This is a genomic window from Paenibacillus sp. FSL R5-0923, from assembly GCF_038009145.1.
Classification (GTDB): domain Bacteria; phylum Bacillota; class Bacilli; order Paenibacillales; family Paenibacillaceae; genus Paenibacillus_AQ.
Genome location: NZ_JBBPAT010000001.1, coordinates 3,411,466 through 3,426,051, shown reverse-complemented (window position 1 = coordinate 3,426,051; position 14,586 = coordinate 3,411,466). Strand labels below are relative to the sequence as shown.

14 protein-coding genes are annotated in these 14,586 nt (G+C 43.7%); all 14 read right to left on the bottom strand.

The genetic code is table 11. The features are described from left to right. Positions 1–291: 291 nt before the first annotated feature. The 14 genes from MKX35_RS15305 to MKX35_RS15240 all read right to left on the bottom strand — a co-directional run bounded on the left by MKX35_RS15305 (position 292) and on the right by MKX35_RS15240 (position 14,428). A complete protein-coding gene (locus tag MKX35_RS15305; protein ID WP_042189391.1) occupies positions 292–1,578 on the bottom strand; it encodes a competence/damage-inducible protein A in 1,287 nt (428 codons plus the stop codon). Positions 1,579–1,687: 109 nt separating this feature from the next. After that, complete coding sequence (pgsA, locus tag MKX35_RS15300) at positions 1,688–2,275, bottom strand: CDP-diacylglycerol--glycerol-3-phosphate 3-phosphatidyltransferase (RefSeq protein WP_036688397.1); 588 nt, start codon at positions 2,273–2,275, stop codon at positions 1,688–1,690. 153 nt (positions 2,276–2,428) lie between these two features. Further along, a complete protein-coding gene (locus tag MKX35_RS15295; RefSeq protein WP_042128814.1) occupies positions 2,429–2,920 on the bottom strand; it encodes a YajQ family cyclic di-GMP-binding protein in 492 nt (163 codons plus the stop codon). A 201-nt stretch (positions 2,921–3,121) separates the two neighbouring features. Then, positions 3,122–3,283 (bottom strand): hypothetical protein, encoded by a 162-nt coding sequence (locus MKX35_RS15290; RefSeq protein ID WP_179086684.1) that lies wholly within the window; start codon positions 3,281–3,283, stop codon positions 3,122–3,124. 79 nt (positions 3,284–3,362) lie between these two features. Then, entirely contained in the window at positions 3,363–4,325 is a 963-nt protein-coding gene (locus MKX35_RS15285; RefSeq protein WP_076299226.1) for a helix-turn-helix domain-containing protein, read from the bottom strand. A 48-nt stretch (positions 4,326–4,373) separates the two neighbouring features. Then, positions 4,374–5,141: a DUF3388 domain-containing protein gene (locus tag MKX35_RS15280; protein WP_042128818.1), complete on the bottom strand. Its 768-nt coding sequence runs from the start codon at positions 5,139–5,141 to the stop codon at positions 4,374–4,376. 176 nt (positions 5,142–5,317) lie between these two features. Beyond that, positions 5,318–5,581, bottom strand: a complete 264-nt coding sequence (locus MKX35_RS15275; RefSeq protein ID WP_042189396.1) for a DUF3243 domain-containing protein — start codon at positions 5,579–5,581, stop codon at positions 5,318–5,320. Between the two features lie 136 nt (positions 5,582–5,717). Further along, positions 5,718–6,446, bottom strand: a complete 729-nt coding sequence (gene ymfI, locus MKX35_RS15270; protein WP_076299349.1) for an elongation factor P 5-aminopentanone reductase — start codon at positions 6,444–6,446, stop codon at positions 5,718–5,720. Between the two features lie 39 nt (positions 6,447–6,485). Further along, positions 6,486–7,766, bottom strand: coding sequence for an EF-P 5-aminopentanol modification-associated protein YfmH (gene yfmH, locus MKX35_RS15265; RefSeq protein WP_076285440.1), 1,281 nt, complete (start codon positions 7,764–7,766; stop codon positions 6,486–6,488). 2 nt (positions 7,767–7,768) lie between these two features. Next, positions 7,769–9,046, bottom strand: coding sequence for an EF-P 5-aminopentanol modification-associated protein YfmF (gene yfmF, locus MKX35_RS15260; RefSeq protein ID WP_076299227.1), 1,278 nt, complete (start codon positions 9,044–9,046; stop codon positions 7,769–7,771). Between the two features lie 136 nt (positions 9,047–9,182). Continuing rightward, entirely contained in the window at positions 9,183–10,085 is a 903-nt protein-coding gene (gene sleB / locus MKX35_RS15255; protein ID WP_445671584.1) for a spore cortex-lytic enzyme, read from the bottom strand. A 615-nt stretch (positions 10,086–10,700) separates the two neighbouring features. Continuing rightward, positions 10,701–13,361 carry an FtsK/SpoIIIE family DNA translocase gene (locus tag MKX35_RS15250; RefSeq protein ID WP_076299228.1) on the bottom strand — a complete coding sequence of 887 codons (2,661 nt, stop codon included), beginning with the start codon at positions 13,359–13,361 and terminating at the stop codon, positions 10,701–10,703. Positions 13,362–13,439: 78 nt separating this feature from the next. Continuing rightward, positions 13,440–13,652 (bottom strand): YlzJ-like family protein, encoded by a 213-nt coding sequence (locus MKX35_RS15245; RefSeq protein WP_042128829.1) that lies wholly within the window; start codon positions 13,650–13,652, stop codon positions 13,440–13,442. Beyond that, positions 13,649–14,428 (bottom strand): ClpP family protease, encoded by a 780-nt coding sequence (locus MKX35_RS15240; RefSeq protein ID WP_179085812.1) that lies wholly within the window; start codon positions 14,426–14,428, stop codon positions 13,649–13,651. The genes MKX35_RS15245 and MKX35_RS15240 overlap by 4 nt, the downstream gene beginning before the upstream one ends. Positions 14,429–14,586: the final 158 nt, after the last annotated feature.

Genomic DNA, 14,586 nt, shown 5'->3' with positions numbered 1-14,586 from the left:
CTTCCTTCACTGTTTATAATAATATAATAACGTGTTTTTGAGGTCTTGCCAAGCTTTTTTTCGAACATACATTCGTTTTTTTTGTCTCAAGCGTTAATTATCCCTTTTATTGTAAGCCTCCCTCCGGACATAGAAGTTAACTGATTTCTCTACTTCACCGGACATCAACGACTTATGATCAAAACCAAAACAGCGATCAAAATCTCCGCAGATATACAAAAAACCGCAGCAAAGAAATCTCAGTGCCACGGTTCTTCCGTATGTCTCAATTATAACTGGGCTAATCTCCCATTACAAGTCTGAGCCTTCAAGAGGTGTCTCCACCTTCCGTTCCTCAAGTCTGCGCCATAGACGATACAACAGAGCTTTAACAGTACGTAGTCGTATATTTTCACGTGTACCTTTAAGATTAAGCTCGTATACTTCTGTCTTACGCCCGCGTTCAGCTAAACCAATAAATACAAGTCCAACTGGCTTACGTTCAGAATAGCCTGGTCCTGCTACACCAGTTACAGATAAACCGAAATCACTATCTGCGATCATTCTCACCTGATCAGCTAACACCTCGGCAACTTCACGACTAACTGCCCCTGGAGCATCTGGCCCCTCCAAATAAGCACTTGGCACATTCAGAAGTTTTTTCTTCAGGTCGTTGGAATAACAGACGATTCCTCCCGCAAACATCGAAGCACTGCCTGGAATGTTAGTTATACTCTCCATCAGCAAGCCTCCCGTGCAACTCTCTGCCGCACTTAAAGTCAGACCTGCATCCGCCATCCAATCCACAATCAATTGCTCCAGTGGCACATCAATATTTGCATATAAATGTTCTGGCAAAATCTCTTTGATCTGTTTCTCCAGAATCTCCAGCTTCTTGTAAGCTTCATGCTCGGAAGGCGCTTTTGTCGAAATACGAACGGTTACCTCTCCCTCTTTAGCGTAAGGAGCTATGGTTGGGTCTGTCTGGCTGTGAATAAGATCAATGAGCTTATCCTCAAGCAGTGATTCTCCGATACCGGCAAATTTAAGCATTTTAGAATAAAGTGGCATTTCTGTCGTTAGAGCGTGCTGCTGGAGCCACGGTACAGCTTTATCTACGAACATCGGCTTCATCTCGCGAGGCGGACCAGGAAGCACAATATAATATTTCTTTTCATGCTCAAAAGCAATGCCAACAGCAAGACCAATCTCATTTGGCAAAGGTGTAGTTCCTTCAATTATAAGTGCCTGTTTACGATTATTCTCCGTCATTACAATCTTTCGATCATCAAAGAAACGTTGTACATGATCCATTGCTAAGCGATCTATATGAAGTGTGCGACCTAAGGAAGCAGCTAGCGCGTCCTTCGTTAGATCATCTTCTGTAGGACCAATACCACCGGTAAATATGATAACATCCGCTCTGCTTTGAGCGATCTCAATGGCTTGCTGCAAGCGACTGCTGTTATCCCCAACTACGGTTTGAAAATATACATCAATCCCAATAGCAGCTAGCTCAATAGACAAAAACTGGGCATTACTATTTACGATTTGACCGAGCAAAAGCTCCGTGCCTACTGCAATAATCTCCGCTTTCATACCTGGCTTTCGCCTCCTCGTTATAATGTAGATACACTGCTTTTAGGGTTTAAAAAAGGTAATAGGTGCTTTACCTATTACCTCTCCTATATGTAGCTGCCTAAAACGCTTAAGCATTATGCAGCTGTAATAGATCCTTATTCTTCACAAAATAATCAATTCCAGAGTAAATAGTGATCAAGGCTGCAGCCCAGATGGCAATATCGTCTACAGGAATGCTGACGAATTGAAATGGGAAATTATTTAACAACAGCAGTGAGATCGCTACAATTTGTACAACCGTCTTTATCTTACCCCATTTGCTGGCGGCAACCACTTTTCCCTCTAACAACGCTATCTGGCGAAGCCCGGTTACTGCGAACTCACGACTAATGATAACAATTGCGATCCATGAATCACATCTGCCCAATTCCACAAGTGAAATCAGAACTGCAGAAACTAACAGCTTGTCCGCTAACGGATCAAGGAGCTTACCGAGATTGGTGACCATATTATATTTCCTTGCTATGTAGCCGTCTATTCCATCTGTGCTCGCTGCAAGCAAAAAGATTACAGCTGCCACCAAATGATTAACAGATAGCTGAAAAGAGCCCCAATGTATCGGTTCTGGATAAAAACTGAAATCCACCAGTAAGAAAAACATCATAATCGGGATCAGGCAAATACGTGCTAGCGTGATGCGGTTGGGCAAATTCACTGAAGTTCCTCCCCTAAATCGTTCATACAAATTGCCTGAGTCAGGCTCATCTATTTCTACTTAAGCAAGTATATTATAGCTATAAATAGGTGTCAAAAAAAATACAAAGCACCCCGCATAATGGCGCTGATAAGCACTGCGGGGTACAAAATGCTATTTTAAGTTGTTGAACTGCAGGTCCAGCGGCAAATCAGCTTTACGCAAAATCTGGATAATTTGTTGTAAATCATCGCGACTCTTACCAGTTACGCGGATCTGATCTCCTTGAATCTGGCTCTTCACCTTCAATTTCGAATCACGAATCAGGATGTTAATTTTTTTTGCGTTCTCCTGATCAATCCCTTGCTTAAGACCTAAACGCTGACGAACACTACCCAGAGAAGCAGGCTCCACTTTGCCGAAATCCAAGTTTTTCAGCGTGATACCTCTCTTCACCATCTTCGATTGTAAAATATCAATAACAGCGTTTAACTTATATTCGTCCTCAGAGGCGATAATAAGTGCGTCTTTCTCCAGCTTCAGACTACTCTTGCTGTTCTTAAAGTCAAAGCGGTTGTCAATTTCTTTCTCTGTTTGGTGGATCGCATTGGTTAATTCCTGCATATCCATTTTAGATACGATATCAAATGAACTTTCTGAACTCATAACTACACGTCCTTTGTACTTTTTAGTCTGCTACTATTATAAAAGAATGATACCCTTAAGTCTAATATTGGATAATATGTACCTCACCCGACACAGAAAACAGCCCCACATAGTGGAGCTTTTCCTTCGAAATGAGTTGTGTTTCAGGTAGAAATACGTCTCCAATGGAAAATATCCTCGGAGACGCACATTCTAAATTCCCTATCTGCTTCGAAGCGGGCTTCGAAACATATCCAGAATTCCAAGCACGATATGTGCAAGACCGAACCCGAGAATTCCATAACCCCAAGCACTTGGTGTCATATAGTATCCGATAAGACTGACAACAACCCCAAGTCCAGCTACAATCCAGCTAACAATCATGAATGTACACCCCACTTTGGCTAAGAACTAGAAACAGTCTTATGTTCCCCGCAAAGCCAAAGTCTATGCATCATTTTTCTTATTGGCCTGTTTCATTAGTCTGGTCGGTAGTATCGGTGGTACCTTCATTCTGGGTCGTTTCACTTCCTGTACCATCATCCAGATTAAGTAGCAGACGAGATGAGGTCTTTTCATCCGTAATTACTTGTCCATTGACAGTAATCTCAGTAGCTGGTGAATAACCAGATTTAATATACATTCCTTCACTTCCAAGCACAAAGCTCATACGATCTCCTGCCGCTGTGTTACCAAATGAGAGTTTTTCACCTTTAGAGTTCTCACCTTTATACACCTCAAGCCAGCTTACCCCAGTAGCTGAAATCTCAACCTTCACTTCACTTCCAGCCGGAGCTGAAACCTTGAATTTTGTTGTTTTTCCTGCTTTCCCATCCGGTGTAACTGTAATGGATTGCGGGGAAGGCGTAGGTGTTGGTAATGGCGTTGGCTTTGCAGTAGGTTCAGTTGTTGCTTCTGTTCCTGCCGAAGAAGTTGGCGCCACAACTCCACCTCCTGAAGCCGGTGGAGATGTTTGAGCAGTCGTAGGATCCTGCTGTTCATTCGTCAGATTCGTCTGATCAATCTGATCAGGGTCCGGTTTGTTCAAACTAGATGCATAAATGTAAATCACAACAATAATTAATATTGGAAATGTCCACATTAGCACTGTTGGCAGCCATTTTGCATTCCGTTCGGTTTCAGGTCTACGGCTGCGTTTTTGAATCACCGTTTCCATGGCTGTGTCTTCGGGAGGGGCAGGTACATTCCCATGCTCCTCTAGCAGTTCGTCAGGACTCATCCCTACTGCCTCTGCGTACGTTTTGATAAACGCCCTAACATAAAAACTTCCTGGAAGCACCTTATAGTCTCCAGACTCGATGGCTTCCAAATACTTTTTGCGAATTTTCGTTACTTCCTGGACATCGTCAAGACTCATCCCTTTTTGCAGACGCGCCTCTTTCAATTGCCGGCCCAGTTCCGACATACCATCACCTCCTGTAAATTTCAATGAATATCATTGTTCATTCTTGTTCTATAAATCATCACTGTAGCTAGTCGTAAACGACTCGTACAATATTTCTTCATTTGGATTATTGCGAAGCTCGATAATAATATCAAAATCATCAAAGGTGTACTCAGATTCCCGCACAAAAATATCTGGATGCTCGATCACTTTCGTACTTGGCATACTCATAACATTTTGTAATAAATTATAATGCTTCTCATTAGAGCGAATCGTACTAACAATACCATCAATAATAAATACATTATGTGGGTTCATCTCATCTTCTGCTAATTGACTTCGAACCGTCTGACGTAAAAGTGTCGAGGAGACAAATGTCCAACGCTTCATCGCGCAGACACTGCCAGCAATGATTGATTCCGTCTTTCCTACACGGGGCATACCTCGAAGTCCTATTACCTGATTTCCATCTTTTTTAAACAGTTCCCCGAGAAAATCGACCAATAGTCCAAGTTCATCCCGGGTGAAACGAAACGTCTTCCGATCATCTGAATCCCGTTCAATATATCGCCCATGGCGCACAGCCAGCTTGTCTACGAGTCTTGGAGACCGCAGAGCTGAAACTGTAATATTATCAACTTTCTTGAGCATTTCGCCCATCAGCATTATTTTGTCATCATCATTGGTCTCCAGCAACATTCCGCGAGTCTTTCCTTCAACGCCATTAATCGTCAGAATGTTGACTTCTAGCATCCCTAACATTGAAGCGATATCACCAAGCAGACCGGGTCTGTTCTTGTGAATCTTGTATTCCATATACCATTGTTTATATTCCACTTGTACACCTCATAGATTCCTTTTCCCGCACTTTGATATACATCAAAAAAATGCCGTTCAGACAAAGCGGTCTGAAACACGGGTCATGTTAATGATATATAAAATAAAAATGAAAGGCAAGGTCAGTCCTGTAATAATTGCAGAAAAGCTCCCACAAGGGGAGCTTTTCCGCAAGCTTAGGCGTGATTTTTCGCCAACTTGACCATGAGTTTAGCAATAGTCTGCTTTTCTTCATCGTTGCCGACGTCCCATAGCTCTTTGATTGCACGGTTTTGAGTGTTTGCTGGATCCACTTTTTCATCGAGGAATTCCCCAATTTCAAAAGCCAGCTTTGAGATTGTGTCTTCACTCATCCCAAGTTTCTCCGCCTGTACAACTCGTTTTCCTAGAAATTTCTTCCAGGTGTCAAAATTTTTGATTACGCTATCTTCTTGTGTCATCTTAAATCCTCCTTCATGTTTACGGTCAAACACCTGCATACAGGCTGTAAGCCGCCTTACGTGAGATTTAAAAACAACACTTATAATATGTCTTAGAAGCTAAGTTATTATGCTGGAGTTTTTCTCCAACTGAAGATCAGGTAATCCATCCACCATTTGGACTAATAATCTGACCAGTGATATACCCGGACTCAGGCAAAGCCAAAAAATAAATTAGTGAAGATATTTCATTAGGCGTAGCCAAACGCCCTACTGGAATCTCATCCTCCAGCATACGGACTTCATCCTCCTGTAAATTGGACAGCATGTTCGTATTAACCGCTCCTGGAGCTACCGCGTTAACCGTTACACCAGATGGAGCCAGCTCTTTAGCTAAAGCCTTTGTAAAGGCATTCACTCCACCTTTGCTAGCCGAATAAGCTACTTCGCAAGAAGCTCCAGTGATTCCCCATACGGAAGAAACGTTGATGATACGACCATAACGTTGCGACACCATGTACGGCATAAAGATCTGACTGCACATAAAGGTTCCCTTCAAGTTAATGGACATAATGTCATCCCATTCCTCTTCGGTCACATCAGCTAACATTCCGTAATGCGATTTACCGGCATTATTGACGAGAATATCCGGCTGCATCCCATTACTCTCAAGCTTTTCCGCCATACGTACAATCTGACTACGATCCTTCATATCCGCGTTTACTGTCATTACCTTTGCGCCAAGGGCCATACAACGCCGAGCGACATCATTCGCAGCTTCATGTGAGTGTCTGTAATGAATAACTATATTCATCCCCACAGAAGCAAATCGTTCCGCAATGGCGCCGCCGATCCCTCCGCTTCCCCCTGTAATGAGCACTGTCATTTCCCCTAGTGGTTTGCTGCTCTCTCCCAAAACGCTCACCTAAGGACTCACCACCAATGAAACGGCAAGCTGTTCCCAGTTTACATGGGCTTGCAGACGCTCATTTACTTCTGCCAGAGTGATCGATTCATACATAGGCAGAACTTCAAACAGGTCACCACCACGGAACTGGTAGCGTGTAAATTCATGTGCGATACTTTCAGGGGAGTTCAGCATGCGCAAATAACCGCCAATTTTCTTTTTCCGTGCCCGCTCGAAATCCTTCTCCGCAAAGCCAGACTTTAAGATTAGATCTACTTCTTCTTTAATTCGTTTTAAAAGCAAGTCCGGATCCTTTGTATCCCCACCCATTGCAGAAAAAGCATACTGCGGAGAACTATTAAATTCATGTCCAAAGCTGTCCGAGATCAATTCCTCATCATAAAGCTTTTGATACAATGCTGTGCTACTACCTACCAACAAATCGAGCATTAGCTTCGTTATCAGGTCGCGTTTCAGAGAAGCTTCACCTGTTAGATCTTCTACTTTTTCCTTGAAACCAAACATGATTTTCGGCATCGAAACAGCAAGCTTGCTTTCTAGCCGTTTTGTAGCGACTTGTTCGGGTTCATCTTCAAAAATACGCTTGATTTCACCCTGCTTGCCGTAGGTTTTACCCTTTTGGTTAGCGCGAATCAAGGAAAATACTTTCTCCGGGTCCACACCCCCAACCACGAACAACAACATATTGCTAGGGTGATAAAAAGCGTTATAACATGTGTACAGCGTTTCTTTCGTGATCGTACTAATCGATTCTACCGTACCTGCAATGTCAATCCGAACCGGATGCTTCGAATACATCGCTTCAATAAGGCCAAAATACACGCGCCAGTCCGGATTATCAGCATACATATTGATTTCTTGACCAATAATTCCCTTTTCCTTTTCTACATTCTCATCTGTAAAATAAGGTCGCTGAACAAAATCAACGAGCGTACTAAGATTGGTCTCTATATTTTCTGTTGCTGAGAAAAGATAAACTGTCTGATCAAAGCTTGTAAAAGCATTGGCCGAGGCTCCATTTGAAGCAAAGGTAGCAAAAATATCGCCTTCTGGCTCTTCGAACATTTTGTGCTCTAAAAAGTGAGCTATACCATCAGGAACAGTGGTCTCTTCTCCACCTGCGACATGAAAATGATTGTCAACGGAACCGTATTTAGTTGCAAATGTAGCATAGGTCTTTTTGAAGGTTGGTTTCGGCAACACATATACCTGAAGTCCGTTATCCATGACCTCATGATAAATGGTCTCTTGAAGTCTGTCGTAATGAATTTGTTCCATCGTTATTCCTCCTTTCCTGTCAAGAAATATATCGTATCCAGCTGAAAGGTTTCGGCGGCAGCTTTTACATCTTCAGCACCGATTTGTTCCACCTGCTCCAATAGCTGATCCGCTGTCCGTTCTTTTCCTGACAACTGGCGGTTGAAGTCGTAAGAGATCATTTCAAAAGCAGAATCCGGAATCTCGGAAAGCTGATTGCGGATCATAGCTTTGGTCTGACTCAGTTCCAGATCACTGATATTGCCAGCTTTCATCTCTTCCAATTGCTTCTCTATAATGTCCACGGCTTTGCCGTAATTTTGCGTTTCGATACCTGATTGAATCGTTCCAATGCCCTTGTGGCCGTCATAACGAGACGAAGCATAATATGCAAGGCTTGCCTTCTCACGTACGTTAACGAAGAGTTTAGAGTGGGGATACCCTCCTAATATTCCGTTGTACATAAGTGCGGACGCGTAATTATCATCCTTATAAGTAATAGAGGTGCGTAGACCCAGGTTCAACTTGCCCTGACTGACATCCAGCTTCTCTTCTACAGTCCGCACCTCATTAACTGATACAGGTACGAACTTAGAGCTATATAAGCCCACCTCGGACTGAACCCGACCGAAATGACGCTGTACAAGCTTTTCTACTTCCTCAGCTGTAGTGTCACCCACTACATAGAGATCAAGGATGGCATCATCCAGCCAGGAATTATACGATTCATACAAATTTTTCGGAGTGATTTGATCCAGATCCGCTCTTTGCCCCAGAGGGTGAAGACGATATGGCTCGTTACGGCACATTTCCTCAATACAGCGCTCAGCAGCGTAACGTATCTTGTCATTTACGATGGACTCCAGCTTCTTGCGAACGGTTTCACGCTCCGTTGCAACATACGAAGGTCGGAAGCTGCCGTCTTCAACTAATGGACGAGTCAGTACTTCACCTAAGAAAGCGAAGGATTGTTCAAGTAAGCTCTCCTGGCTTTGCACAAAAGAGTCATTAATAGTATCCATGCGGAACTGAACGATTTGATAATCGCCTCTTTTATAAATATCAAACCCGAATCCAGCGCCATACAGTTCCTCCAAACGCTCGCGGAATTGCGTGGTCTCCGGATAAGTCGCGGTACCTCTGCGAAGCACGAATGGAGCTAGTGCAGTAGAGGTTACTGTATTCTCATCAAGAGGGATCCCCGCATAAAGTGAGATCGCGTAGGTCTTGAATGCCTTGGTTGGCATAACGTGAATGCGCAAGCCTCCTACGGTGCCATGCTGAAATACATTATTAGTCAAGTCCAAAACTCCTTTACGGCGTGGATAGTTGCTCTACATCATGTTTATGAATTATTAACCATTCTAAACCATTCCAAAGTAAGGAAGCAACCGGAAGCCTCTTCCCGGTTGCTCTCTGAATTCTCTATCCTTCTTTTTACATACAGAAAATATGCTGACCAATCGTCTTCACCTGAGGACGGGTCCAAATCCATTTAGAGGTCGCTGTTTTAGGGTTGAAGTAATACAAACATCCACCTGAAGGGTCCCAACCATTGAGTGCTTGCTGCACTGCTTTACGTGCTTGCTCATTGGGCTCCAAATAGATCTGACCATCGGCCACAGCTGTAAATGCTCCCGGTTGAAAAATAACGCCAGACGGCGTATTCGGGAAACTAGGTGAGTTCACACGGTTTAAAATGACCGCAGCAACAGCAACCTGACCTTCGAAAGGCTCACCTCTGGCTTCTCCATACACGGCATTAGCCATGATTTTCAGATCATTCTCCGATAAGCCCAAAGAATTACCTGAAGACAATCCTGGCGAATTCGTTTTATTGGACGTATTTGTTTTATTGCCAGTGTTATTCTGTGCTGTCTTATTTCCCGTGCCCGTAGAAGGCTCAGTAGGCTTCCAGTTCTTCGTGGCGTTATACAGCTTCAGCTTAGTTTTGGCACCCACAATGCCATCAGACTTCATTCCGAATTTCCATTGAAACCAGGTTACTGCATTCTTCGTTTTTGGTCCAAAATGACTGTCTATTTTTCCGGCATAATAACCTAAGTGCTTTAATCTTCCCTGCAATTCATAGACATCCTGACCCGTGGACCCAAGTTTAATGGGTGTTGTACTGAAAGCCGGCAAGACTTCTTCGTCAGGATTATTTAACTCGTGGACAAATGACGCAGCAGCACTTTGCTTGGTCTGAACAATGCCATTCCCCTTGAAAAACGTTCCTGCAAACGGCGCGGCAGCAAGTGCAAGAGTTAAAGCAGCAAATATCCACATCTTTTGTTTCTTCATAGGGTTCGCTCTACCTTTCTTTTGTAAGTTCTGCATGGATGGCTAAAGTTATTATGACGACTGTCAGCGCATCCTATGCATTACTAAAAAAGAAGAAATAGCTTTTCATTATAATTGAGAATAATTATCAACTATATTCGAAATAAGAAAACCATGGAGTTGATATGAATCATGAATTTAAAGGACCACATTTTACTGTGGAACCACGCATTAATTGAAATTATAGATATACGTCATACTTTTCAACATTTTAGTGATATGAATTCACAATAGTCCAAGTAACAGGTTCGCACTTTTAGGGAAAAACTCCCTGAAAATAGTGGATATTCTCTGATAATGAATGGAATTAGGGAATTCCTCCCTAAAAATCAGGCCAATTCCTTTATTTCTTACCAAAATTAATAAATTATAGGGAGCTTTTCCCTAATTATAAGTCTGAGAACCAATAATCACAGAATTTCAGGGAGAAATTCCCTAATTATTTTAATGAAGCTTCACTCGGAGCCTCATTCGTAGCTTCACTAAAGCCATTATTTGAAGTGTCATTTACACTTATTCAGCATGAGTAAGAGGCCGTCCCCAAGTAGTACAAACTACTTGGGGACGGCCCCTTGTTACTGTCTATTTAAGGTTTAAACTGACTTGTTCAGCTTAAGAACTGATCTTGTTATGCTGATACTGCTCAAGTGATACAAGCACCTCACGCGGCTTGCTGCCCTCGTAAGGCCCTATTACCCCACGAGCCTCCATAGAGTCAATCAAACGGGCTGCACGGGTGTAACCAACCCTCATCCGGCGCTGTAGTAGCGAGACTGAAGCTTGCTTCGCTTCAAGCACGATCGTTACGGCCTGCTCATATAACTCATCCTGTGGCTCCTGGTCTTCAGCGATTGTGTCATCAACCTCTGGAACAATGGACTCATCATATTCTGCTTCACCTTGACTGCTGACATATTGAACGATCGTCTCAACCTCTTGATCGCTCATAAAGGCACCCTGCACACGAATCGGTTTAGAAGCTCCCATCGGTAAGAACAGCATGTCTCCCCGACCTAACAGCTTCTCCGCACCTGGCATATCCAGAATGGTACGTGAGTCGACATTGGAAGATACGCCGAAAGCGATACGAGATGGAATATTCGCCTTAATCAAACCTGTAATGACATCCACGGAAGGACGCTGAGTGGCGATAATTAGATGTATACCAGCTGCACGCGCCATCTGTGCAAGCCGACAGATAGCATCCTCTACATCGTTAGCGGCAACCATCATCAAATCCGCAAGCTCGTCCACAATAACAACGATATACGGAAGTATAGCAGCTGGGTTCTCAGCCATCAGCTTATTATAGCCTTCCATGTTGCGTGTACCTGATTTGGAGAAGAGTTCATACCTTTTCTCCATTTCCACAACAATCTTCTTTAAAGCTAAGCTCGCCCGCTTCGGATCAGTAACGACTGGAGCCAGAAGATGCGGAATCCCATTATAGACATTCAGCTCTACCATCTTCGGGTCCACCATCAGGAATTTGACTTCATCAGGTTTAGCTTTGTATAAAATACTCGTAATAATCCCGTTAATACAAACCGATTTACCAGAACCCGTTGCACCAGCCACCAATAAATGGGGCATCTTCGCTAAATTACCGATAATCGTCTGACCCGAAATATCACGTCCAAAAGCAATCGATAATCTGGATTCAGCTTCCTGAAAGATCTGTGTCTCCATAACTTCACGCATGGTCACAATAGACACTTCGGAATTCGGTACCTCTATCCCAATGGCTGATTTACCCGGAATTGGCGCCTCCATACGTATATCTTTGGCTGCAAGAGCAAGCGCAATGTCATCCGTCAGATTAACAATGCGGCTAACTTTGACACCGATATCCGGCTGAATCTCATACCGTGTAACCGCTGGACCTCTAACTACTTCGAGAACCTTTGCTCTAACACCGAAACTCTCTAGGGTAGCTTCTAGCTTACGGGCGGTCTGCATATAATCATTCTGATCTCCCGCTTTGCCGCTGTTATTAGGTTTGGCTAAAAGTCGGAAAGATGGCAACTTATAAGGTTTTGGTGGAGGTGGTGCCGGTGGAGCAGGAATGATCTGTCCATCAGGAGTGGCGCTTAGCAATCCATCCAAGTCAATAGTCACATTCTCCTCAGGCTCATCTGAAGGCTGTTGACTAACTGGATTAACCCCAGCAACAGGAGCTTTGACGGTAACACCACGAGCTGCTGGAGAGAATTCACTCCATTCCTCCCGATCTTCCTCATTTAGCCCTTCTGAGCGGATATGCTCAAAGAAGTCGCGAATAATTGGAGTCACAGGTTCCATATCCATATCTGCATCATCAAAATCATGATGGATATCCTCAAGTGGAGTCACACGACTATCTACTGAAAGCCCAGAAATGATCGGACCGTGCGAAGCACTTGTTACAATTGGACCTTGATCATCATCCTCAGAATCGGCTTCCGCCTCTGAACGGGTGGAGCCTGTGAACCAACCGGATATTTTTTTCAATAGAACAGGTTGCTTACGATTAGGTAAATATCGATCGTCTTCTTCCTCTTCGTCATCTTCGTCATAGACAGGCTGCTTCACCGGCCGAGTCTTTGCGGGTGCGGCTGCTTTGGAAGGTCTAGCAGCTACTGGGACTGCCTTCGGACGGTTTGCCGCATGGAGACGAATCCCCTCCACAAACTTAACCGTACGAACTCGCAAAAGAGTAATAATCTCTACATAGGAGAGATTTGTAATTAACATAAAGCTGATGGCAAGCATAACGATCATGAGCAGCTTAGCTCCCAGACTACCAAAGAGCCACAGCAGTGCAGCATACTCCAATCCGCCGATATATCCACCACTTATATCCTTACCCAGCATATAGACATTACTATTGTTAACACCGGGCGAAAGAGATCCCGAAAGATCATTATGTATTTGTGTCATCACGTTGCCAGGATGGAGCAAGGACAACGGGCCAAGCTTCTGCTCCATTGCAGAAATAGTGCTCATAAGGCACATGGATAGCAGAAGCAGAAGCACGCCTGTATGTCGACTGTTCCAAGAAGAAGGCCATCTTCGATGGATCATAACCATAAGCCCATAAAAAATACCAATAAGCGGCAACACAAAATAAAATCTCCCTAATAAATAACCCGCCATACTTGAAAGTGACCGTCCTACCGCCGCTTCACCAGACAGAGCAATAACGGATATCGTTATTAGTAAAATTCCGTAAATTTCATATTTTAAAACGCTGCCGAGCAGCGCTTTTTTCTTTTTCTTTTTTCGTTTAGCCACGCCAGCCACCCCCGGAACAACATTATACCATATAATGGCGTGGCGTACCTATGTTCTCTTTTGTCAAAAAATGAATCTTTATGTTAACGTAATTATCGCTCCAGGAGAGAACGACGGATCTAAATATCGCTCCAAAGGACAATCCAGCAATCTTACTATGCGCGCGCGTCCTTCCTCCATCGGCTCAACCTGCATGAGCATCCCCTGAACACTTACTTCTCGCGTTGTGGCGTAATTATTAAATGCCCCTTCCCACACCTGTTCCATCGACATTATCGTATAGAGTGTCATTGCGTAAGCCCTCCCGAAATCGCTGCTGTAGGCGCTGCAGAGAAATCTCCACCAATCATGCGGTTAAGATGCGCTAAGGCAGCTCCGATCCCGCCCACCTCATCCATGAGACCATATTTAACGGCGTCCAACCCCCCAACGGCTGTTCCAATATCACGATTGAGCTCACCCGTCTTAAACATGAGATCACGGAACTGTTCTTCAGAAATCCGAGAATGAGAAGTAACGAATTTTACTACACGCTCCTGCATTTTTTCCATGTATTCGAACGTCTGTGGCACTCCAATTACTAAGCCATTCATACGAATCGGATGTATCGTCATTGTTGCACTTTCCGCAATAATTGAATACGTAGAGGATACAGCGATCGGAACGCCAATACTATGGCCCCCTCCAATGACTACTGTTACCGTTGGTTTAGAGAGCGAAGAAATCATTTCGGCAATCGCTAGACCAGCTTCTACATCTCCGCCAACAGTATTTAAAATAATAAGCAGACCTTTAATATTCTTATTCTGTTCAGCTGCCACCAGCTGGGGAATGATATGTTCATATTTTGTCGTTTTGTTCTGAGGAGGCATTACAATATGGCCTTCAATCTGACCGATGATCGTTATGCAAAAGATATCCGGTTCACCGGTAGGAACCGCTGTTTGTCCAAGCTCTTTAAGTGCACCCATTGTAGTGGGCGGAATATTTTCATTTGTACTTGGATTTCCCTCTTGTGGTATAACTTCCTCATTCTTTGCTCCATTTGATCCATTCATGTAGTTCATTTTCGCAGCTCTCCCTTTTCTTATGCAGCTCTGGTCTGCTATAGCCTTACTAACTTTCATTAGTATGACATTTCAGGGCCCCGCATTATGCAAACCTCTCCTCATGATGTGAATATAAACAATACAAAAACCCCTTTTCCCGTAGAAACCGTCCAATA

Bases quoted from the DNA above. Each gene is read 5' to 3' on its own strand.
- MKX35_RS15305 (WP_042189391.1), bottom strand. From the start codon at position 1,578: ATGAAAGCGGAGATTATTGCAGTAGGCACGGAGCTTTTGCTCGGTCAA.
- yfmH (WP_076285440.1), bottom strand. From the start codon at position 7,766: ATGGAACAAATTCATTACGACAGACTTCAAGAGACCATTTATCATGAG.
- MKX35_RS15295 (WP_042128814.1), bottom strand. From the start codon at position 2,920: ATGAGTTCAGAAAGTTCATTTGATATCGTATCTAAAATGGATATGCAG.
- sleB (WP_445671584.1), bottom strand. From the start codon at position 10,085: ATGCAGAACTTACAAAAGAAAGGTAGAGCGAACCCTATGAAGAAACAA.
- MKX35_RS15245 (WP_042128829.1), bottom strand. From the start codon at position 13,652: ATGACACTCTATACGATAATGTCGATGGAACAGGTGTGGGAAGGGGCA.
- MKX35_RS15275 (WP_042189396.1), bottom strand. From the start codon at position 5,581: ATGACACAAGAAGATAGCGTAATCAAAAATTTTGACACCTGGAAGAAA.
- ymfI (WP_076299349.1), bottom strand. From the start codon at position 6,446: ATGACAGTGCTCATTACAGGGGGAAGCGGAGGGATCGGCGGCGCCATT.
- MKX35_RS15290 (WP_179086684.1), bottom strand. From the start codon at position 3,283: ATGATTGTTAGCTGGATTGTAGCTGGACTTGGGGTTGTTGTCAGTCTT.
- MKX35_RS15240 (WP_179085812.1), bottom strand. From the start codon at position 14,428: ATGAACTACATGAATGGATCAAATGGAGCAAAGAATGAGGAAGTTATA.
- MKX35_RS15285 (WP_076299226.1), bottom strand. From the start codon at position 4,325: ATGTCGGAACTGGGCCGGCAATTGAAAGAGGCGCGTCTGCAAAAAGGG.